We start from the raw sequence: 18,966 nt of genomic DNA on the forward strand, positions 1-18,966 counted from the left end.
ATGAGTTGATTATTCAAAAACCACATCTTCGTAAAGTGATGCCATTGTTTCCTCAAAATCCACGCTGTTGAGTCGAAATGATTGATGTTCTGCTGTGTAGGATTGTAAAACCCACAACCCTTGCTCATTGCGGCGAAAAGACTCGACTCGCTGACGTTTGGTATTAATTAAAACATATTCTTGCAGACTTTCCAGTGTTTGATAATCGGCAAATTTATCGCCCCGGTCAAAGGCTTCGGTAGAATTAGATAAAACTTCGACAATTAAACAGGGAAATCTTTTATAACCTGGCGTTTCTTGATCTCGTTGATCGCAAGTAACCATCACATCGGGATAATAAAAGCGATTCAGAGATTCAATTCGGGCTTTCATGTCAGCGATGTAAACACGACAACCAGAGCCGCGCACATGATTACGGAGGAGAGATGCCAGGTTAAGAGCAATGGTAACGTGTGGATCAAGCGCTCCAGCCATTGCATAGATGTAGCCGTCGATATATTCATGCTTGATATTGCTCTGTTCCTCCATTTGGAGGTATTCTTCAGCAGTGAGGTAGTTTTGTTGGGGCGAGGCTATCATATTTTAAAGGTTTTATTGTGCCGATTTACTTGTGGCGATGCTTTAGGCGCAGTAGACTTTATAATCAGGTAAGGAACTTATGTAAGGAATCTGAATGATGGCTAGTGCTACCATCAGCACTAAAGGACAAGTAACTATTCCTAAAGAAATTAGAGATTATCTTAACCTTGATACAGGTAGTAAGGTTGATTTTGTCATTGATGAAAATGGAATAGTTAAATTAATTCCCTTGAATATCTCTATCCAAAGTTTATCAGGGATTTTACACCGTCCGGGAATGAAAAGCGCAACTTTAGAAGAAATGGAAGCTGCAATTAAAGAAGGCTCAAGTGATTGGACTTGACACAAATATTTTAGTGCAATACTTGACAAAAGATGATGAAAAGCAGTGGGAGCAAGCTGCTAAAATTATCGACGGGGTAGAGCAATGTTTCACAACCACATAATAGCGTAGGCGTAGCCCGTCGTAGACATCGCTTGTCGATTTACGCTTTGTAGTTAAAAATTAGGTAATAAACCTGCTTGTTTACATATTTCATTAGCAGTAATACGATCAATGGTACGATGACGTTTTACAGGAAGAGTTTTTATCTCATTAGTATAAATTGAATGATTTCCTCCTTCCCTTAATAAATAAAAGCCATTTTGCTCTAAGTATTTAATTAGCTCTTTTCGCTTGACTGACACACTCAAACCTCTATAGGAATTTGTTCGAGCAAAGAACCGCCTGTGGGAATTTCTTTATTTTGTTGACGATAGGCAAGAACCATTTCTTTGGTTGCATCTTGTAACATAGCTCTACATTCTTCTATGGTTTCTCCTTCTGTGATGACTTCTTGCCATTCAATAAGTTGTCCCATATATCCGCTATTAGTTTTTGTATATTTTGCAGTGTATGTAATTAACATTGCTATGTTTGTGAAGATAATTATATGATTTATCGTAGCTGATTTTTTGTTGTGGGAGACATTGCTCTTCATCATTCACAACTCATAATAGCGATCGCTTGTAGATTTACACTTATTTTCTAGAGCGATGTCTCCGACGGGCTACGCCTACGCCAGCTTTTGGCCTAATAATATACCAAAATAAATGCGTAAATTACTAAAATGAGTAAGCAAACTGGGGTTTGAGAAAGAAAAGCTGCTTTTGCTTGCGTAAAACACTAAAATAAGAAACTAAAAGCTGCTTTTGTTTGTAGAAAACACTAAAATGCGAGATTAAAAGCTGCTTTTGAAGAAGTAAAAGCTGCTTTCGTTTGTGGAAAACACCAAAATGCGAGATTAAAAGCTGCTTTTGGAGAAGTGAAAGCTGCTTTCGTTTGTGGAAAACATTAAAATGCGAGATTAAAAGCTGCTTTTGAGAAAGTAAAAGCTGCTTTTGCATAAGTAATCAGGCATTTTTACTTAACTCAATATGAATTTCAGTCTAGGCGACACCTTTCATTTGGAACGGTACGCGATCGCGATCGCGCTTTTTAGTTTGATCGCGGTAAGCTTTGCACAAAACTAGCTTATTCTTGATTTGGGGGGAGGCGATCGCGAAGACTTGCCAAATTTCTACGCACACTAACAGTATTAGGATGATCTGCACCTAACCGAGGCTCTAAAATATCTAATGCCTGCATATACAACGGTTCGGCTTCGCTGTATCTGCCTTGGGAGTAGTAGAGATACGCTAGGTTGTTGAGACTTTGTGCGGCATCTGGATGTTCTTCACCCAGCAGCTTGCACCTGAGTGCCAAAGCTTGGATGTAAAGGGGTTCGGCTTCGCTGTATCTGCCTTGGGAACGGTAGAGTGCCGCTAGGTTGTTGAGACTAGTTGCGACATCTGGATGTTCTTCACCCAGCAGCTTGCGCCAGAGTGCCAAAGCTTGGATGTAAAGGGGTTCGGCTTCGCTGTATCTGCCTTGGGAGCCGTAGAGTGCCGCTAGGTTGTTGAGACTAAGTGCGACATCTGGATGTTCTTCACCCAGCAGCTTGCGCCAGAGTGCCAAAGCTTGGATGTAAATGGGTTCGGCTTCGCTGTATCTGCCTTGGGAGTCGTAGAGATACGCTAGGTTGTTGAGACTAGTTGCGACATCTGGATGTTCTTCACCCAGCAGCTTGCGCCTGAGTGCCAAAGCTTGGATGTAAATGGGTTCGGCTTCGCTGTATCTGCCTTGGGAGTCGTAGAGATACGCTAGGTTGTTGAGACTAGTTGCGACATCTGGATGTTCTTCACCCAGCAGCTTGCGCCTGAGTGCCAAAGCTTGGATGTAAATGGGTTCGGCTTCGCTGTATCTGCCTTGGGAGTCGTAGAGATACGCTAGGTTGTTGAGACTAGTTGCGACATCTGGATGTTCTTCACCCAGCAGCTTGCGCCTGAGTGCCAAAGCTTGGATGTAAATGGGTTCGGCTTCGCTGTATCTGCCTTGGGAGTAGTAGAGTCCCGCTAGGTTGTTGAGACTAAGTGCGACATCTGGATGTTCTTCACCCAGCAGCTTGCACCTGAGTGCCAAAGCTTGGATGTAAAGGGGTTCGGCTTCGCTGTATCTGCCTTGGGAACGGTAGAGTGCCGCTAGGTTGTTGAGACTAGTTGCGACATCTGGATGTTCTTCACCCAGCAGCTTGCGCCTGAGTGCCAAAGCTTGGATACAAAGAGGTTCAGCTTCGCTGTATCTGCCTTGGGAGTAGTAGAGATACGCTAGGTTGTTGAGACTAGTTGCGACATCTGGATGTTCTTCACCCAAGCGCTTTTTAGTGACTTCTAAACACTGCTCATACCAAGGTAAAGCTTGGCTATATAAACCTTGACCATTATAAAATCTAGCGTTGCCGATGAAAGGCCCAACTAAATCATCATCGCTGACGTATTGAATGAGATGATTCGCTACTTCAGCTATATGAGGAATAGTGGGAGAAACGGCAGTGATTTGCTCAAGGGTAGACGATTCAGGAATATCTTGGGCAACTGCTACCATTACCCGACAAAAAGAAAGCTTTAATTCCTCCCCCTTATCTAAACTTGTAAGCTTATATTGAAAAAACTCCCGTAGCAGTGGATGCAGTTGATAAATTCCCTCACCTTTGCGCTGAACTAAATGCAGATTCAAAAAGCATTCGTCTCTAATTTCTTCTAAATCTTCGGTATCTTCTTCTGGTAAACACTGTTCCACCAACTTCCAAGGTATAGGTGCTGTGGCAAATAAACTCAATAAACAACCCAGTTGCTTATCGCTGTCCTCTAATTCTTGCCAACTCAACTCAAAAGCTGCTAACACACCTCGCTGTGCTGTCATGTCGGTTTCCGACTTAGATTTAGAGAGTGAACGCTCATCTATTCCCTTGTTCTTCAACCGCCGCAACATCTCTGTTAAAGATAAATCTTGTTTCCGCGCCAGATAGCGCCCGACTAATTCCACACCTAAAGGTAAATATCCCAGCCATTTACATAACTGATTTGCTAAAGCTAATTCTCGCTCAATTCGCTCTGGTGTTTCTTTGAGTAAAGACTTTAATAACTCCAGCGCCGCTTCTGGTTGCAGCACATCCAAAGATAACTTTGCAATGCGTCCCAACTTCTGGCGCGTAGTCATCAACACTTTAAACCGAGAAGATGACGACGGTAGATAAGGCTTAACTTGCTCGTAGTTGCTGACATCATCCAGCACCAGCAGCACCTCACCCTCACGCCAATGCCGCCAACAGTATTGCACTTGCGCGAGTAAATCAAAATCTTCTGGCGGCTTTAAATCAAGCTGCGTTCTGGCAAACTGCACAACTTGAATGCCCACATCCCCAGTTTTTGCAAGCAACCAGCAAAGCCCACCGTTGTATGTGTTGCGGTGCTGGATGGCATATTGCAGGGCGAGTTCTGTTTTACCAACTCCACCCATGCCAGAAATAGCTGCGATCGCAACTGGTTTATTATCCTGCATAAGTTGGTGAAGATTTTGCAATTCTTCTTCACGTCCGACAAATTCCACCACCCCACTCAAGGGCAAATTTGGCGGTATTTCAGTAGAGGGATTTGACTTTGCCCGTTCCCGTTCGAGCGACTGTAGTCAATCAGGAGAATTCTGATGGTAATTGATAGTAATTAGGCTATTGTCTACGCCTTGAAAGGTGGGAGCTTTACTATCAATACTTTGAAAACCTTGGCCACCGTAAACATTCTGGACATTTTTACCTTGAACTTTGTCAATATTAATTTCCTGGTGAATTTCTTTAGCAAGGCTTTGAACTTCTTCGCCAAATTGGGGATAGCTGTCCATTTCGACCTGTAGGTAAGCTGCAACAAAGTTTAAATCTTCCTTAGAACCTTGTTCAGCCTTTGTTAAGGCTTCTTGTACTTTCGGTTTACCCTTGAACTGATCCCAAATTTTTTGGCGTAGCAGTTTCAACTTGTCTAAAGTACTTTCGGTTATCTTCTCTACGGTTTTTTCTATAGCCTTAGTGATTACCAAAGTTGCGATCGCAGCTGCTGTCAGTGATACTGGCTCCATAACTTTGCCAAAATATAAGAGATTTTGTTTAGAGGATGTTTTAAAAGAATCTTTTATACTCATAGTTAGCAACGTGAAACATCTCAGTATATGACTAAAGATTTTATTTTGCTGTTATCTATTTAACCCAGTGCATAATAGCAAAATTATATCTTTCAGGACTTCGAAAACATCCTCTTATGTTTTTTAAGTCTACAGTCTCTAAAAAGGTAATGGAGAACCAATAGTAGAAGAAATTATAAAAAAATTAAGGGACGACTTCTATCGGTGAAATCGCCCCTCTCAACTTATAAATAGTGAAATATACTCTATCTGCTTACTCTCGAAGGTTCAACCCACTCATCCCAAGAGCTATCATAGCCATCATAAGTAATTTTATAAAGATCGTTACTAACTTCTAAAACCTGCCCTTTATACCATTTACGTTTCCACAAAATTCTCACTGCATCTCCAACTTCAAATGATGCTCGGAAGCGTTCAGCACCAACCCATTCATTCCAAGAACTATCATAACCTTCATAAGTAATATAGCAATTATCATTATTATTAACCTTAAGTACCGTTGCTGGATACCATTTTTCCTTCCAAAGAACCTCAGCCTTTTGTCCCACAGAACAGGGTGAAGCAGCTAAAGCACCGGGAATCAATGTCCCTACCCAAGTTGCCATGAAGATGGCACCAAACAATACTTTATTTTTCATGATTCTATCCTCAAACAGTAAAACGGAACTTTGATGATTTATAGAAATCTAATTCAAAACTTCCAACCACCTGTTACTATTTTGATGGAATTAAATTAGCGATCGCCTCAGCAAAAATTATGAATTTTCGTTGCTAGTTATGAAGATATCGCATTTAAACTTAATAGCATTTATAAATTTTACTTAGTCGAAAGGCTCAGATCCCCGACTTCTTCAAGAAGTCGGGGATCTAATTAATTATTAGTATTCATACTTAAACTGAATTTTACAGTTTGTTGATATTTTTAAAATTACGGGTTCTAAATCTAATTTCATAAATTCCTAGCAAACCCGATGCTACTAGCAAAGGTAAGAAATAGTAGACTCCCCGATAAGCTAACATTGACCCCAAAATTGCCGCGGCCGAAATTTGGGATGAGAGAATCAGCAAAATTATAGTTTCAAATACACCCAAACCACCGGGTACATTACTAACAACACCTGCAAACATCGCTAACAAATAGATACCCAAAAAATCCAGATAAGACAAAGATATATTACTAGGAAGCACAGCATAAAGAATTGCTGCTGCCAAAATCCAATCAAGACCAGAAATTGCTATCTGAATCAGGGATATCTTAAAATCAGGAAATCGAAATTCTTGCCCACGAATTATTAAAGGTTGTTTAATAAAAATACTTCCTAGCAAATAACCAGCGACTAATAGGAGAAAAATCACGCCGATGGGATGCACAGTCGCAAAAGGTAAATGTAGCTGAGTAGGAATTTTGAGGGGATTGATGAGGAATAAGCAACCTGCAACCGCAAACATCCCCAGCCAAAAAGTAAAATTGGCGAAAGCAATTACTTGTGCGATCGCAACTGCTGACACTCCCCAACTAGCATAAAATCGATAACGGATAGCACTGCCAGTCAGCAAAGCAAAACCTATAGTATTACTAAACGCAGAGCTAATAAAACTGGTTAAAGCAATTTTGTTCCAGTTTAGGGAACGATTAATGTAACTAAAACCCAAAATATCGTACCCAATCATCACTAGATAGCCCAAGGCTGTCAGCCAAATCGCCCAGCTTAAGCGACTTTTGGGAATAGCAGCTAGAGAGTTGAGGATATCACGATAATTATACTCATGCAGTTCGTTAGCGATCGCCCACATGGAAAGCGCCAGCAGCGACAAGCCAAACAGTGTGCTGAAATTCAATTGCAGTTTTTTAAGCATCGTGAAGAAACTTATCCTAACTTATGACTTTTAACTTACAACAAGTCGCAAAGTTTCCATCCTGTTGACACAACATTGACAACTTACTTCCGTAAACTTAATGGTTGCCAGCACAGACTGTCCAATGCCCTGCAAAGATGAACTACAAACAACCAAAAATTCTCTTGCTAGTTTCAGTATTAACCCTAGTTAGCTGTAATTTATCCCAAAATGTCGTAGCAAAACCACCTCTACAGCAAGATTTAAAAACAACGCTTTCCGTTCTTCCAACCAAGTCTAATACTGGCGACTCAGCTACTCACTTAACCTACAAAATTGAAACCTACGATAGTCAATTAATGGGTGCAAATCGCACTTATGGCGTTTCTTTACCCCCTGGCTATGAACAAAACCCAAAACAAAGATATCCTGTAATCTTTCTCCTCCACGGTGGACATGGTAATCCCAGTGATTGGTTTATTCAAGGCAAGGGACAAGCTCTCAAGACTGTGGAACAACTTTATGCTACAGGTAAGCTACCACCTAGCATTATTATCACACCAGATGGCAACGACAAACGTGGCTCTAGTCCCTACCGAGATCCCGAATATATTGATGGCCCTAACGGTAAAGTCTCCACAGCCGTGGGTGATGAGTTAGTAAAAGTCGTGCAAAGTCGTTATCGTACAGTAACTAATCCAGATTTTTGGGCAATAGGTGGTTTATCTTCTGGTGCTTGGGGTGCAATGAATGTCGGGTTACATAATGTGAATCATTTCTCAATTTTATTTAGTCATAGTGGTTATTTTAAAGATAAAAGCGGCCCAACAAATAGCCCGATAATTTATATCAAAAGCATTCCCACACCAACTACAAAAAGATTGCGAATTTACTTAGATTCAGGCAAAGCAGATATTGAAGAAATCGATGAAGCTAAAAATTTCTCTCAAGTACTAAATAACCTCAAAATTTATAATTTATTTCGTCAATTTCCTGGCAGCCACACTTGGCAATACTGGCGGGAACATTTAGCCGATTCTTTGACGTTTGTGGGCGAACAATTTAAATCTGCTGAAATGGCAAGTATGGCTCGTAATGTGGGTGTGAATAATAAAAACCCTTAGCGATCGCCAGGATAAATAATACTATTTTGTAAATCCGTTGATATTTAAATATCACTGTGGAAAACTCTACTGCCATTCTTAAGCAGATTCACTATAGTAAGTTCGGACGGAGGTGATTTTTCTAACTATAAAAAATATGAAAATTTCTAAATTGTTAATTAGTTTGCTAGGAGCGATCGCACTTCTCACTACTGCTGGTTATTATTATGTATTTATCTTAGGTGCGCCGCAACTAGACCCACCCCAAAGAGTGGCAAAGACTGGGCTAAAGTTTCAATTAGCAACCTTCAACTCGCAAGCGATGGGTGCAGTCCGCAAGTATGGCGTGATTTTGCCGCCTGATTATGATAAAAATCAGCAAAAGCGCTACCCGGTGATATTCTTATTGCACGGTGGTCATGATGATGCTCGTGCTTATGCTGATAAGTATGCAGTCTTAGATGTACTACATGAACTTTATCAAAATGGAAAATTACCACCATCAATTGTGATTACACCTGATGGTAATGATAATCGTGGTTCCAGTCCTTTTTACGATCCTGATTACTTTGATGGCCCGAATGGCAAAATAGGGACTTTAATTGGTTCTGAATTAGTGCAAGTTATCAAGTCTCGCTACCGCACTTTAGAAGAACCTCAGTTTTGGGCGCTGGGAGGTCTATCTTCTGGGGGATGGGGAGCATTTAATATAGGGTTACGCTATCTTAACAACTTCCACATTCTGTTTAGCCATAGCGGTTACTTTACCGATAATAGCGGTTCACAAAATAGTCCTCAACAAATTGTGCAACAGCTACCGCTTCAAGATAGGAAGCGATTGCATATTTACTTGGATGCAGGTTTAAATGATACTAATTTATTGGCTTCTACCAAAGCCTTCAACGAAACCTTAAATAAATTAGGCATTGCTCACGTATTTTATGCGTTTCCAGGAGGTCACGGTTTGTCTGGTGCTGACATAGGCTGGAACTACTTCCACAAACACATTAAAGATTCGCTCTCGTATGTAGGGGAACAATTTAAAAAGTTAGGAGTTAAAAGTTAGGAGTTAAGAGTTAAGAGTTTTAACACCAAAACTAATGACAAATGACAAATGACAAATGACTAATAACAAATGACTAATAATTTAAAAACTCAGATTGGACTTTGGAGTGCAGCTTTCCTGACTGGTTTAGTGGGAGTAGTGAATTTGTTGTCAGCAGTGACCCCTAACTTGTATGGGCGGAATCACTGGTTAAAGGAATTTTTGCCATTTGAAATTCGTGCCACGGGTCATATATTTGCAGCGCTGACTGGGTTTGTTTTACTTGCACTTGCTACTAATTTATTACGCAGAAAAAGAATTGCCTGGTTATTAACCATTGCTTTACTAGTAATTTCCATTTTCAGCCATTTGCTCAAGGGATTGGACTATGAAGAAAGTCTCCTCTCTGGAGTTTTACTGGTGCAATTAATCTTGATGCGCCATTTTTTCACGGCACAATCAGATCGTCCTTCAATTGCACGCGGAGTTAGAGTGCTGATAGGTGCTTTACTATTTACCCTGGCATACGGAACTATCGGATTTTACTTATTAGACGGCAAATTTTCTGAAAATTTTAATTGGGGTGAAGCTGTACTTCAGACTTTAGCGATGTTCTTCACTGAGGATAATTGGGGACTGCAACCAAAGAGCCGATTTGGAGAATTTTTTGCTAATTCGATCTATATTATTGCCGCAGTTACTATTACCTATGCAATAGTAATGTTATTGCAACCTGTATTTTGGCGTAATCTAGCAACGCCAAAAGAGCGCCAAAGAGCTAAAGAAATTGTCGAGCAATATGGACATTCTTCTTTAGCAGCGATCGCACTCTTAAATGACAAGAGTTATTATTTTAGCCCTACTGGTAATAGTGTAATAGCTTATGTTCCCAAAGGCAGGGGTGCGATCGCATTAGGAGATCCCATCGGCCCCATTGAAGACCGCCAAGAGACAATTGTTGCTTTCTGGCAGTTTTGCCAGCGCAATGACTGGTATCCGGGCTTTTACCAAACTTTGCCTGATGATGTTGAGCTTTACAAATCATTGGGATTTAAGGTACTCAAGATTGGAGAAGAAGCGATCGTTGACCTAAAAAGTTTTACATTACAAGGTAAAGCCGGTAAAAACTTTAGACCATCAATAAATCGTTTAACTAAACTGGGATACCAAATCGAGTTTTACCAACCACCCATTGCTGATACTTTGTTGCACCTCCTCAAACCTGTGAGTGATGAATGGCTAAAGATGGTACAAGGTTCAGAAAAACAATTTTCTTTGGGTTGGTTTGACGAAGCTTATCTGCGAGAGTGCGAGATTGCTGTGGTGCATACTCCCGAAGGTAACATCAGCGCCTTTGCCAACGTTCTCCGGGAATATCAACTTAACGAAGCAACTATTGACATGATGCGACATCGCTCATCTCTTGAGAATGGGACGATGGACTTTCTATTTATTTCTCTGCTTCAGCATTTTAAAGAGTGTGGTTACGACAGCTTTAATTTCGGTCTTTCTGCCCTTGCGGGAGTTGGAGACAACCCAGAATCACGCCGCTTAGAGAGAGTCTTGCACTATCTTTACGAGCATTTGAATCGCTTCTACAACTTCAAGGGGCTACACGCCTACAAAGACAAGTTCCGCCCCAGTTGGGAACCGCGTTATTTGGTTTACCCCAGTTTAGCTGCCTTACCAGATGTAGTTGTAGCATTGATTCGCGCAGATTCAGGCGATCGCCTTTTTGATTATTTCAAACCCGGAGCCTAAAGGCATCTATTCTGGCATTAACCTCATAACACCTCATTCTAGGGCGATATCTACGATCGACTCGTCTGCACAAATTGACATTTTTATGATACAATTGTACTATAAAAGAACGAATCTCCGGTGAGTATGTAACGTTAAGTCTGACAGGAAATGTCCAAAGTTTGTCATAACTGAATCCCCATAGTAGTTAGTACACTGAGGCCAAAATTTCCCTTACCTTGAACGAGGGGCAAAATCTCCTTGTCTTTATTTGACATCAATTTATTGTGTGTTTGTCCTTCAAGTTTTCACGGTTGGAAGAACTTATTAGAAACCGTGGCTTTAACAGACTTATTGACCTTTATACGGAAGGTGAAAATATGAGAAATAGTCAAATTTCTCTGCCAGAACTCATCAAATTTTTTGCAGAATATCGCAACAATATCATCATTAATATCAAGCATCTGCAAGAAAATTATCAAAGAACAGGTATCAAGCGGGTTAGAGGTGTGAGAGACGAAAAAGGGGAACTCTTACAACCTTGGTTGCAAACAGAATATATAGATAATGCTGAGTATGCTGGTATGGGCGAGTTTCAATTTAACCGCAATACCGCTACTATCAATATGCTTATCAAACGTAAAGTCAAACTTACCAAATCTGAAGATAAAACCCCTACTTTTGAGGTAGCAGGTTTGCTGGTAAATGACCTCAATAGCTTTAATAACTACACGATTGTAAGTGACGGTAAAATCAATATAAAGTCTTTACAAGTCAAAATTAGTAGTAAAAAAGCTTTTGATTGGCTTAAAGAAAAGGGTGTGTTAGATGCAGAAAATTTTGACTTTCATGCTGAATATACTATCCAGCTAGATAACTTACCGCTTGTTTCTTCTGATAGTCGTTACAGTAGTAGTATTGATGGATTATTTAATCAAATTGCGGAAATTAAAGTACTATCTGTCCAAAAATACTTACATCAATTTCCCTACAACTAATGAATACACGAATATCCGGGAAGCTTTAGTTAATGGTACTCTTGATTCTAGATTGAGCTATAAAATCGACATCGGCAGTCAAGATATTCTGAACTTGAGTAAGTTCCCTTCTGCCAATAAATTTCTGAATAGAATGTATCGTCTTTATGATAAAGAAACTGGAGAAATTATCATGAAGCCGAATTTTGAGATGGTATTTAATGAAAATCTCGCTGTTAGGCACAGGTTACTGTCATCACGTACCAAGATTACGAAAGTTGACGAGTTTATGAAACCTATTTTCGATGATTTTCTTGGACTTGATCAAAATGGCATAGTTGTAGATATTCTCAAGAAAGTTGGTGCTGATTGTTTGGCGCAGTTATTTCACGAGAAACACACTGGTAAGCAAATCAGCAAAGAAGAAATGGTTGCAGCTTTGATGGCAGCGAATACCAAGCTAGAGAAATATGTAGAAAATATCTACCAGGATAAGATTTCTCCTTTGGTATTTTACATTGGTTGTACTGGAGTATTGCCAGCTCAAATAAAAGCAAAAACCATGACTGCTGAAGAAGCTGCTGCTAAATATCCAAATTTGCAATTTTCTAAAAATGAGCAAGAAGGCACTTTTTTTGCAGTAGATGATAGTATTATCAGCATCTACGCTAAAACTGAATATTACAGCAAACTTATTTCTGTCGGTATAGACAATTAGATTGCATATATCAATAACCCAAAGATCCCCGACTTCTCTAAGAAGTCGGGGATCTTGTTTATGCACTTTTATTTAGGATTGCTATAGAAATTATAATTATGGGTTTCCCAAAATACAGCTAGAGTTTGGACGTATTGCGGAAGAAATTGGACTTGCAGACGAAGGGCTCATTACAATAGTGTTGCCTAAAAAGTTGCCGTCTACATGCTCAATGCTGACCGGATAAATAAATCAGCAATGCCACCAATTCCTCTCCCAAAACCTGGGATTATGAACAGAAGCATCATGGCAAAGAGTCCAAATTGAGTATATTGCAATGGCTTTAGCTGAGGAAAAATCTCACTGAAAACATGAAAGCCATCCAGTGGTGGAATTGGCAGCAGATTAAATAGAAATAATGTAAAATTAATCCGAGCCGCTAGATAAAGAAATTCGACGCTCAACAGTCCTGAAACATTAAAAAGTTTGAGCAATACAGTAAATAGAATACCTAATGCCAGATTCGACAATGGGCCTGCTGCGGATACCAAAATATTGCCTAGTTTACCAGAGCGAAACTTAGAGGGGTTGACAGGCATTTGTCCCCAAGCTATACCCATGAGGCAGAGAAAGATGATTGATTCTTTACCCATGTGAACTACAGGATTAAGCGTAAGATGACCAGTTTGTTGGGGAGTGTTATCTCCCTGACTCATAGCAGCCCAACCGTGAGCAAGTTCATGTAAAGTGATAGAAAATATGACAATTACAACGATTCTGAAAAAATGAATCGGCTCTGTGATGAGTGTTTGGATAAACATAATTTACTAAATTTTGGCAACGCACGTCTGCATAATAATAAGTCTCTAGTATAAATTTTAGTAAGGGAATTACTTAAGTTGCTACGGTAATTTTTGGTATATTCTATAAATGAAAATTTACTAATTTTATTAATCTCAGTTGATTTGATAGCTTAAAAAATATCTCATAACACTTCAAGAATTTTAAAACCTGGTAACAACTACGTATTTATTTTAATTTAGTATATAAAAAACTTACATATACCCAAAGCAAAAAACGATTGTATAATAAAATACTTAAATTAAATAAATTTACAAATTACACATAGATTCAGCTTTACTTGTGTCTAACTGCATCTCATAGTTTTATGTGTCTCTGGCTCAAAACATAGCCGCTATTGCCTTGTGATTTTGGTACCTCACTTTGCAAAGTTAATTTTATTACCTGAAATAGCAATAGATTTACTAATAATCTTTAAGAAAATTATGCATATATCAACTTCAATGAGACAATCTGACCTAATCTTCTCAACCTAAAGGAAGACAATGAACGATCGCACAAAGGCTCTCCAGGCTATCGCGGCTGAACGTTGGCGCGTATCCCTGATTCTCAGTGGAGCCATGATGTTTATTTACTTTGGCTTTATCTTGCTAATCGCATTCAATAAGCCCCTATTGGGGTCATTAGTAGCTCCTGGCCTAAGCCTGGGAATTTTACTAGGGGCGCTGGTAATTGTCTCAGCATGGGTATTAATTTTTATCTACGTGCGTTGGGCAAATAGCAGTTACGACGATCAAATCGCCAGGCTGACACGCAAGTAAATTAGCTATTAGCAATTTCTAGTCCAAAATCCAAAATACTAAACCAAAAAAGCATGAATAGTGTGTGGTTGGATCTGCCATTAGCGGCGGATATTACCAGTCTTGGTAAGTTTAACCCGTTGGCGATCGCTTTCTTCTTTCTCTTTGTTGTAAGTTCTCTAGGCATTACCTATTGGGCGGCAAAGCTGACCAAAAATACCGCCCACTTCTATACAGCCGGCGGCAAAATCAGTGGTTTCCAAAATGGGCTAGCCCTAGCAGGAGACTTTATGAGTGCAGCTAGCTTTTTAGGTATTGCTGGACTGGTAGCACTCAACGGCTTTGACGGCTTAATTTATTCTATTGGCTTCCTGGTAGGCTGGCCAATTGTGATGTTTTTGATTGCGGAACCACTACGTAACTTAGGCAAATACACCTTTGCCGATGTGGTGGCTTATCGCTTACAGCAAAAACCTGTACGCATCGCATCTGCCATTGGAACGTTAGCAGTAATTAGCTTTTACTTAATTGCCCAGATGGTAGGGGCTGGGGAGCTAATTAAGCTACTGTTTGGCTTTGATTATGAGTTAGCCGTGGTCATCGTCGGTTGTGTAATGATGGCTTATGTGATTTTTGGTGGGATGATTGCCACCACTTGGGTGCAAATTATTAAAGCAGTTCTGTTGCTCGGCGGAACCATCTTGCTAGCTATTTTGGTATTGGCACGATTTGGTTTTAACCCACTTGCTCTTTTCGCTGCGGCCGCAGATAAATATACAGGTGTATTAGCTCCAGGTAAACAGGTTTCCGATCCCTTTGATGCCATCTCATTGGGAATGTCATTGATGTTCGGCACTGCCGGATTACCCCACATCCTGATGCGTTTTTACACAGTACCGGACGCTAAAGCAGCACGGGTCTCTGTTACTTATGCTACGGCTATTATTGGCGTTTTTTATCTCCTTACCTTCATCCTGGGCTTTGGAGCGATGGTGCTAGTAGGGCAAGATGCCATCAAGCAAATTGGGACTGGTGGTAACATGGCTGCACCGATGTTGGCAGAATTTCTCGGTGGTGATGCTTTCTTAGGCTTTATTTCTGCTGTTTCCTTTGCAACGATTTTGGCGGTTGTAGCAGGTTTGACACTTTCAGGAGCGGCTGCACTGTCTCATGATTTGTGGGTGAATGTGGTGCGTTCTGGTCATGCTGACGAGTCAGAACAACTGAAGGTAGCTCGCGGTGCGACAATGATTTTGGGGTTAGTGGCGATATTTTTAGGTATCTTGTTTAAAGGGCAAAACGTCGCTTATATGGTGGGTTTAGCATTTGCGATCGCAGCTAGTGCCAACTTTCCAGCGTTACTACTATCAATGCTTTGGCGACGCTTTACCACTAGCGGGGCAGTTGCAAGTATGTTAGTCGGTACTTTCTCCTCGTTACTGCTGATTTATTTATCACCTACTATTCAGGTGACAATTCTCAAGCACGCTTCTGCACCTTTCCCACTGAAAAATCCGGGATTAATTACTATTCCCCTAGCGTTTATTGTGGCGATTGTTGTTTCACTATTGACTACTGAGCAGCAGGCACAAGAAAAATTTGCGGAAGTAGAAGATCGCATCCACATAGGCTCTGGGATGTGATTTTGTCGCGTTGCTGATTAGATATATGAATCTTGGTGTAGAGACGTTGCAATGCAACGTCTCTACAAGGGTTTTAAAATCACGCAAAATTATTTTCATACCTGAATTCAGCAACGCCGATTTTGTCATTGGGTATTACTCATTACAAATATTAATATTGTAAAGTTATTTTTTTGTAACAAAAATCAGGCGTTTGGTATCCAAGATAACTTTTTACTAGTAAACTATCGCACTATCATCACACTTTAAAGTTTGATATTGTCAGCTTTCTATTAAGTTAGTTGATTCATCAAGAGGAAAATTCATAAAGATTATGAGAAGACAATTTAACAGACGTAAGTTTTTGATCTACGGTTCTCTAACTTTCGGAAGCAGCTTTTTTATCAAAGCTTGTGCGAATAATTCCCCAACCACTACAGAGACAGTTGCACCTCCTACTGCAACTCCAGCTGCTGCTACTGCTGGTAACACCATCAAAGTAGGTATTTTGCACTCTCTGAGTGGTACGATGTCTATCAGTGAAAAAAGCGTTGTTGATGCTGAAAAATTAGCAATCAAAGAAATTAATGCTGCTGGTGGTGTCTTAGGTAAACAAATTGAAGCAATTACTGAAGATGGTGCTTCTAACTGGGATACTTTTAGAGAAAAGGCAACTAAGCTAATCGATCAAGATAAAGTTGCTGTAGTTTTTGGTTGTTGGACTTCTGCTAGCCGTAAGAATGTCAAGCCGGTATTCGAAAGCAAAAATCACATGCTCTGGTATCCTGTACAGTATGAAGGGCAAGAGTGTTCTAAAAATATTTTCTATACTGGTGCAGCACCAAATCAACAAATTGAACCATCTGTTGATTGGCTGTTAAAAAATAAGGGCAAAGAATTCTTCTTAGTTGGCTCTGATTACGTTTTTCCCCGCACTGCTAACACAATTATTAAAGCGCAATTAGAAGCTTTAGGCGGAAAAACAGTTGGTGAAGATTATTTACCTCTTGGCAATACAGAAGTTACGCCTATCATTACGAAAATCAAACAAAATTTGCCCAATGGTGGCGTGATTTATAACACCCTGAATGGTGATAGTAATGTCGCTTTCTTTAAACAATTAAAAGGGGCTGGATTGACACCAGATAAATATCCCTCTATGTCTGTCAGTATTGCTGAAGAAGAAGTCAAAGCAATTGGTGTAGAGTATCTCAAAGGTCACTATGCAGCTTGGAACTATTTCCAAACAGTAGACACACCTGCTAACAAAAAGTTTGTTGCCGCTTTCAAGAAAGAGTATGGTGAAGATCGCGTGACTAACGATCCAATGGAAGCATCATATATTGCAGTTTATTTGTGGAAGCAAGCAGTAGAAAAAGCTGAGACTACTGATTTAGAGAAAGTGCGGACTGCGGCTTATGGGCAAACTCTAGATGCGCCTGAAGGTAAAGTGACAATGGATGCCAATCATCACATCTCTAAAATTGTGCGGATTGGTCAAGTTAGACAAGATGGTTTGTTTGATATTGTCTATGCTACTCCTGCACCAGTTGAGCCAGTTCCTTGGAATCAATTTGTAAAAGAGACTAAAGGGTTTGCTTGTGATTGGACTGACCCAGCGAAGGGTGGTAAGTACAAGAAAGTTTAAATAATTAGTAATTAGTAATTAGTAAAAATTTACTAATTACTAATTAATCAATCTTAATTTTGTAGGGTGCGTTATAGCGAAGTGCAACGCACCATTTAGAGGATGTTTTCAAAGTGGTTGGCTGTGATTTTAATAGAATGATTACCCCCCTTAATTCCCCCCCCCCTTCGACAAGCTCAGAGCATCGCTTGTAAAGGGGGGAAACCGGAAAATAATCTAGTTCCCTCCCCTTTATAAGGGGAGGGTTAGGGTGGGGTAAAAATATTTTATACATCAATCATAACTTTTAAAACATCCTCTTATATCGGTACGTTACGGTAAAAATATTTATTGTCGCTATGTTTAGTCACTTGCGCTGTAACACACCCTAAACATAATTACAAATTAGTATGTGAGGAAAAAAGTGTTAGCAGGATTTTTAGAAGCTGTATTCAATGGAATTAGTATTGGTGCTGTATTATTAATTGCTGCATTAGGATTAGCAATTATTTTTGGATTGATGGGTGTCATCAATATGGCACATGGCGAGTTGATGATGTTTGGGGCTTATACAACATTTGTTGTGCAAAATGTCTGTAAGCAATTAGGTGGAGTGTGGTTTGAAGTCTATATATTTTTGGCTTTGATTATCGCTTTTATTTTCACGGCTGCTGTGGGATTAATTCTAGAAAAAGGTGTGATTCGTTATCTCTATGGAAGACCATTAGAAACTCTGTTGGCAACTTGGGGAGTAAGTTTGATTTTTCAACAGTTTGTTCGCAGTGTGAATTGGGTATTGATAATTAGTATTGCGATATTTTCTTTGTTATTTTTTGGAGGTTTATGGATTTTAAATTCCCGCACTGATTTGGGAAGAGTTCGTAACTGGATTGTAGCGGTAATATTTTTACTATCGCTGGGAGTGACAATCACAACAGGCAATTTATTGAGCCAAACTTATCAGCTAGCAGTGACTCAACCTTGGTTTGGCGCTCAAAATGTGGATGTAACAGCGCCTACTTGGTTACAAGCGGGGATATCTTTGGGTGGTGTGCAATTTCCCTTTGCTAGGTTATTTATTATTGCTTTAACAATAATCTGTGTGTCGGGAATTTATTTATTTTTACAGCGTTCTAGCTGGGGTTTAAGAATTCGGGCTGTGACGCAAAACCGAAGTATGAGTGCTTGTTTGGGTATCCCAACTCAAAAGGTGGATGCAATTACTTTTGCACTGGGTTCTGGTTTAGCTGGTGTGGCTGGATGTGCGATTAGTTTACTCGGTTCTGTAGGGCCAAATACGGGACAAAACTATATTATTGATACTTTTATGGTGGTTGTGGTTGGGGGTGTGGGGAATTTAGCCGGGACGATTGTGGCGGCTTTGGGTATTGGGACGGCTAATTTTTTAATTGGTTCTGGGACTCTGGCTTTGTTGTTTACTCCTGTAAAGCCTTTGGCTGATTTGTTTACTTTTTTTGCCACGACGAGTATGGCTAAGGTGATGGTGTTTGCGCTGATTATTGTGTTTTTACAGTGGAAGCCTGGGGGGATTTTTCCGCAGAAGGGACGTACTGTTGATGTTTAAACGAA

The 18,966-nt window shown here is 40.0% G+C and carries 19 protein-coding genes; 10 read left to right on the forward strand and 9 right to left on the reverse strand.

The window, feature by feature from the left end; all coding sequences use genetic code 11:
* Positions 1-9 precede the first annotated feature (9 nt).
* Positions 10-579, reverse strand: a complete 570-nt coding sequence (locus tag NPUN_RS23215; RefSeq protein ID WP_012410917.1) for a Uma2 family endonuclease — start codon at positions 577-579, stop codon at positions 10-12.
* 97 nt (positions 580-676) lie between these two features.
* Here NPUN_RS23215 and NPUN_RS23220 point away from each other — a divergent pair, with 97 nt between their 5' ends.
* Positions 677-922, forward strand: a complete 246-nt coding sequence (locus NPUN_RS23220) for an AbrB/MazE/SpoVT family DNA-binding domain-containing protein (protein WP_041565575.1) — start codon at positions 677-679, stop codon at positions 920-922.
* 155 nt (positions 923-1,077) lie between these two features.
* Here the strand turns inward: NPUN_RS23220 and NPUN_RS23225 are convergent, their stop codons facing one another.
* The 7 genes from NPUN_RS23225 to NPUN_RS23255 form a co-directional block, all read right to left on the reverse strand.
* Entirely contained in the window at positions 1,078-1,266 is a 189-nt protein-coding gene (locus NPUN_RS23225) for a type II toxin-antitoxin system HicA family toxin (RefSeq protein ID WP_041565576.1), read from the reverse strand.
* Positions 1,267-1,268: 2 nt separating this feature from the next.
* Entirely contained in the window at positions 1,269-1,439 is a 171-nt protein-coding gene (locus NPUN_RS45015; RefSeq protein ID WP_228058141.1) for a type II toxin-antitoxin system HicB family antitoxin, read from the reverse strand.
* A gap of 568 nt (positions 1,440-2,007) precedes the next feature.
* Positions 2,008-2,148: a hypothetical protein gene (locus NPUN_RS42100; RefSeq protein WP_167315543.1), complete on the reverse strand. Its 141-nt coding sequence runs from the start codon at positions 2,146-2,148 to the stop codon at positions 2,008-2,010.
* Positions 2,093-4,549 carry a tetratricopeptide repeat protein gene (locus tag NPUN_RS23240; RefSeq protein WP_012410922.1) on the reverse strand — a complete coding sequence of 819 codons (2,457 nt, stop codon included), beginning with the start codon at positions 4,547-4,549 and terminating at the stop codon, positions 2,093-2,095. The genes NPUN_RS42100 and NPUN_RS23240 overlap by 56 nt, the downstream gene beginning before the upstream one ends.
* Before the next feature lie 75 nt (positions 4,550-4,624).
* A complete protein-coding gene (locus NPUN_RS23245) occupies positions 4,625-5,065 on the reverse strand; it encodes a hypothetical protein (protein ID WP_041566373.1) in 441 nt (146 codons plus the stop codon).
* A 308-nt stretch (positions 5,066-5,373) separates the two neighbouring features.
* Positions 5,374-5,766, reverse strand: coding sequence for an agenet domain-containing protein (locus NPUN_RS23250; RefSeq protein WP_012410924.1), 393 nt, complete (start codon positions 5,764-5,766; stop codon positions 5,374-5,376).
* A gap of 265 nt (positions 5,767-6,031) precedes the next feature.
* Entirely contained in the window at positions 6,032-6,985 is a 954-nt protein-coding gene (locus NPUN_RS23255; RefSeq protein WP_012410925.1) for a lysylphosphatidylglycerol synthase domain-containing protein, read from the reverse strand.
* 137 nt (positions 6,986-7,122) lie between these two features.
* Here NPUN_RS23255 and NPUN_RS23260 point away from each other — a divergent pair, with 137 nt between their 5' ends.
* From NPUN_RS23260 to NPUN_RS43560, 5 genes are all read left to right on the forward strand, one after another.
* Positions 7,123-8,088 carry an alpha/beta hydrolase gene (locus tag NPUN_RS23260; RefSeq protein WP_012410926.1) on the forward strand — a complete coding sequence of 322 codons (966 nt, stop codon included), beginning with the start codon at positions 7,123-7,125 and terminating at the stop codon, positions 8,086-8,088.
* A 136-nt stretch (positions 8,089-8,224) separates the two neighbouring features.
* The gene (locus NPUN_RS23265; RefSeq protein WP_012410927.1) at positions 8,225-9,133 is read left to right on the forward strand and encodes an alpha/beta hydrolase; all 909 of its coding nucleotides are present in this window, start codon (positions 8,225-8,227) and stop codon (positions 9,131-9,133) included.
* A 69-nt stretch (positions 9,134-9,202) separates the two neighbouring features.
* Positions 9,203-10,873 carry a phosphatidylglycerol lysyltransferase domain-containing protein gene (locus NPUN_RS23270; protein WP_012410928.1) on the forward strand — a complete coding sequence of 557 codons (1,671 nt, stop codon included), beginning with the start codon at positions 9,203-9,205 and terminating at the stop codon, positions 10,871-10,873.
* Between the two features lie 359 nt (positions 10,874-11,232).
* On the forward strand, positions 11,233-11,850 hold the full coding sequence (locus tag NPUN_RS43555) for a hypothetical protein (protein WP_012410929.1): 618 nt from the start codon (positions 11,233-11,235) through the stop codon (positions 11,848-11,850).
* The gene (locus tag NPUN_RS43560) at positions 11,774-12,547 is read left to right on the forward strand and encodes a hypothetical protein (RefSeq protein ID WP_012410930.1); all 774 of its coding nucleotides are present in this window, start codon (positions 11,774-11,776) and stop codon (positions 12,545-12,547) included. The genes NPUN_RS43555 and NPUN_RS43560 overlap by 77 nt, the downstream gene beginning before the upstream one ends.
* Before the next feature lie 200 nt (positions 12,548-12,747).
* Here the strand turns inward: NPUN_RS43560 and NPUN_RS23280 are convergent, their stop codons facing one another.
* Positions 12,748-13,347 (reverse strand): site-2 protease family protein, encoded by a 600-nt coding sequence (locus tag NPUN_RS23280; protein WP_012410931.1) that lies wholly within the window; start codon positions 13,345-13,347, stop codon positions 12,748-12,750.
* 525 nt (positions 13,348-13,872) lie between these two features.
* Between NPUN_RS23280 and NPUN_RS23285 the strand changes: the two genes are divergently transcribed.
* The 4 genes from NPUN_RS23285 to NPUN_RS23300 all read left to right on the forward strand — a co-directional run bounded on the left by NPUN_RS23285 (position 13,873) and on the right by NPUN_RS23300 (position 18,961).
* Positions 13,873-14,148: a DUF485 domain-containing protein gene (locus tag NPUN_RS23285; protein WP_012410932.1), complete on the forward strand. Its 276-nt coding sequence runs from the start codon at positions 13,873-13,875 to the stop codon at positions 14,146-14,148.
* Positions 14,149-14,201: 53 nt separating this feature from the next.
* Positions 14,202-15,770 carry a sodium:solute symporter family transporter gene (locus tag NPUN_RS23290; protein WP_012410933.1) on the forward strand — a complete coding sequence of 523 codons (1,569 nt, stop codon included), beginning with the start codon at positions 14,202-14,204 and terminating at the stop codon, positions 15,768-15,770.
* A 313-nt stretch (positions 15,771-16,083) separates the two neighbouring features.
* A complete protein-coding gene (gene urtA / locus NPUN_RS23295) occupies positions 16,084-17,397 on the forward strand; it encodes an urea ABC transporter substrate-binding protein (protein ID WP_012410934.1) in 1,314 nt (437 codons plus the stop codon).
* Between the two features lie 403 nt (positions 17,398-17,800).
* Complete coding sequence (locus tag NPUN_RS23300) at positions 17,801-18,961, forward strand: ABC transporter permease subunit (protein ID WP_012410935.1); 1,161 nt, start codon at positions 17,801-17,803, stop codon at positions 18,959-18,961.
* Positions 18,962-18,966 lie beyond the last annotated feature (5 nt).

Source organism: Nostoc punctiforme PCC 73102, assembly GCF_000020025.1.
Classification (GTDB): Bacteria; Cyanobacteriota; Cyanobacteriia; order Cyanobacteriales; family Nostocaceae; genus Nostoc; species Nostoc punctiforme.

Bases quoted from the DNA above. Each gene is read 5' to 3' on its own strand.
- NPUN_RS23215 (WP_012410917.1), bottom strand. From the start codon at position 579: ATGATAGCCTCGCCCCAACAAAACTACCTCACTGCTGAAGAATACCTC.
- NPUN_RS23220 (WP_041565575.1), top strand. From the start codon at position 677: ATGGCTAGTGCTACCATCAGCACTAAAGGACAAGTAACTATTCCTAAA.
- NPUN_RS45015 (WP_228058141.1), bottom strand. From the start codon at position 1,439: ATGGGACAACTTATTGAATGGCAAGAAGTCATCACAGAAGGAGAAACC.
- NPUN_RS23245 (WP_041566373.1), bottom strand. From the start codon at position 5,065: ATGGAGCCAGTATCACTGACAGCAGCTGCGATCGCAACTTTGGTAATC.
- NPUN_RS23250 (WP_012410924.1), bottom strand. From the start codon at position 5,766: ATGAAAAATAAAGTATTGTTTGGTGCCATCTTCATGGCAACTTGGGTA.
- NPUN_RS23255 (WP_012410925.1), bottom strand. From the start codon at position 6,985: ATGCTTAAAAAACTGCAATTGAATTTCAGCACACTGTTTGGCTTGTCG.
- NPUN_RS23260 (WP_012410926.1), top strand. From the start codon at position 7,123: ATGAACTACAAACAACCAAAAATTCTCTTGCTAGTTTCAGTATTAACC.
- NPUN_RS23265 (WP_012410927.1), top strand. From the start codon at position 8,225: ATGAAAATTTCTAAATTGTTAATTAGTTTGCTAGGAGCGATCGCACTT.
- NPUN_RS23270 (WP_012410928.1), top strand. From the start codon at position 9,203: ATGACTAATAATTTAAAAACTCAGATTGGACTTTGGAGTGCAGCTTTC.
- NPUN_RS43555 (WP_012410929.1), top strand. From the start codon at position 11,233: ATGAGAAATAGTCAAATTTCTCTGCCAGAACTCATCAAATTTTTTGCA.
- NPUN_RS43560 (WP_012410930.1), top strand. From the start codon at position 11,774: ATGGATTATTTAATCAAATTGCGGAAATTAAAGTACTATCTGTCCAAA.
- NPUN_RS23280 (WP_012410931.1), bottom strand. From the start codon at position 13,347: ATGTTTATCCAAACACTCATCACAGAGCCGATTCATTTTTTCAGAATC.
- NPUN_RS23285 (WP_012410932.1), top strand. From the start codon at position 13,873: ATGAACGATCGCACAAAGGCTCTCCAGGCTATCGCGGCTGAACGTTGG.
- NPUN_RS23290 (WP_012410933.1), top strand. From the start codon at position 14,202: ATGAATAGTGTGTGGTTGGATCTGCCATTAGCGGCGGATATTACCAGT.
- urtA (WP_012410934.1), top strand. From the start codon at position 16,084: ATGAGAAGACAATTTAACAGACGTAAGTTTTTGATCTACGGTTCTCTA.